We start from the raw sequence: 2,123 nt of genomic DNA on the forward strand, positions 1-2,123 counted from the left end.
TACGATGAACATTTTGATTGTTACCTTTGCCCTTCGGGCGAGACTTTAAAGTACTCAACAACAAATAAAGAGGGCTATCGCGAGTACAAATCGCCAAAACACATTTGTGCAACTTGCTCATCTTTATCACGGTGTACAGAAAGCAAAGACCACCAAAAAGTGGTGACACGGCATATCTRGCAAGCATATGTGGARGAAGCAGATCATCTRCGTACTCATCAAGATGTAAAACCTATATATGCGAAACGTAAAGAAACGATTGAGCGTGTATTCGCAGATGCAAAAGAAAAGCATGGTATGCGTTGGACTACTTTAAGGGGACTTAAAAAATTGTCGATGCAGGCGATGCTTACTTTCRCTGCCATTAATTTAAAGAAGATGGCCAATTGGACATGGMAAGGTCCAAAAATGGCYTAACAGAGTGGGCTCGTAGAGCCCCAATCTTAACCTTGGGCCAAAATTCAAAGGGAATTTCAAAAGGGGTTCGGAATTTTATAATTCCGAACCCCTTTTGTCTACAAACTGAACAAAAAAACCTTCATAGAAGGTTTTTTTGTTTTAAAATATTATTGAGTGACTTTTTCTTCAACTTTCGTAGTCCAGTTTAATTCATCTTCAACCTTACCTGTTTGGATACCAGTTAATGTATCATAAAGTTTTTTAGATAATTCACCAGTCTCTCCGTTTTGAACTATCATTTCTTCACCATTCCACAAGAATTCACCAATTGGAGAAATCACAGCAGCTGTACCAGTACCGAATGCTTCTTCTAATTGTCCTGATTTAAAGGCTTCATAGACTTCCTCCATAGAAATACGCCGTTCTGTTACTGGAAGATTCCAATGCTTTAACAATTCAATAATAGAATCCCGAGTAATTCCTGAAAGGATGCTACCATTTAAAGCTGGAGTAATGATTTCACCATTGATTTTGAAGAAGACATTCATGCTTCCTACTTCTTCAATATATTTTTTTTCTACTCCGTCTAGCCAAAGCACTTGAGAATATCCCATCTTTTCAGATTCCTCTTGAGCTTTAAGGCTTGATGCATAATTACCGCCTGTTTTAGCTTCTCCTGTACCACCATTTACGGCACGTGTAAAAGCTGATTCCACCGCTATTTTAACAGGGTGAATTCCCTCTTTATAATAAGAACCTACCGGTGACATAATGATGATAAATTGATAGCGATCTGATGGAGAAACTCCGAGATAAGGTTCAGTAGCTATAATAAAAGGTCGAATATATAAGGACGTCCCTTCTGCTCGAGGAATCCATTCTTTATCAACGCTAATTAAGGTTTTTAAGGCCTTTAACGCGAATTCCACATCAACATCTGGTATACATAGGCGACTATTTGAATTATTTAAGCGTTCAAAATTCTTTTTCGGGCGGAATAAAATAATTTCATCATCTGATGATACATATGCTTTTAATCCTTCAAAAACAGATTGTCCATAGTGAAAAATCATAGCTGACGGCTCTAATGCGAGCGGTTGATAAGGAACAATTCTTGGATCATGCCACCCTTGCCCTCGTGTGTAATCCATAATAAACATATGATCGGTAAATTTCTTACCGAACTCAAGCTGGTCCGCTTGTGGTTTTTCTTTCTTTGTTGTACTAAGCGTGATTTGCATGTCATGTTCCTTCATTACCAAAACCCCTTGTTGAATATTTTTACAAGATTTCACTTCCATAAAATCTATCTTAACTTAGTTTACYCCTATCAGGAATCATAGTTCAAGCCCTTATGACTAAATTTTCGGAATTTTTTCAAAATAATTTGATTTTTTTTTGATTACTTTACGTATGATTCCTGAAAAAAGACTCTAATATTCCTTTTTTGTCAGAAAAAAACTTTTATTATTCCTATTAAAATCCTTTAATTCTAATGGCTTGATTGGAATTCTGAAGATTCTTTTATAAAGTCTTAGGTTAATTTTAACAAATATCATTGAATAATGCCAATGTGCATCTTTTCCGTTTGCCGTTGTAGATTACCATCTTGATTACGTAAGACCTTCAATAGCGAAGGAAAATCACTACCGATTCAAAATTGATAGAATGGAGCGAATTAAGGGCATTTGCCACATTCAAAATGCCAATCACAATCAAGATAC

2 protein-coding genes are annotated in these 2,123 nt (G+C 36.2%); one reads left to right on the forward strand and one right to left on the reverse strand.

Features of this window, described 5'->3' with window-relative positions:
• Window positions 1–417 (forward strand): transposase (locus tag AC1DUW_RS26725; RefSeq protein WP_477643918.1); only part of this gene is annotated, 417 nt, incomplete at its 5' end.
• Window positions 418–566: 149 nt separating this feature from the next.
• On the opposite strand, the gene AC1DUW_RS26730 is transcribed toward AC1DUW_RS26725, so the two are convergent.
• Window positions 567–1,655: a branched-chain amino acid aminotransferase gene (locus AC1DUW_RS26730; protein ID WP_053346377.1), complete on the reverse strand. Its 1,089-nt coding sequence runs from the start codon at window positions 1,653–1,655 to the stop codon at window positions 567–569.
• Between the last annotated feature and the right edge of the window lie 468 nt (window positions 1,656–2,123).

This window comes from Peribacillus sp. P4_C12, from assembly GCF_056402095.1.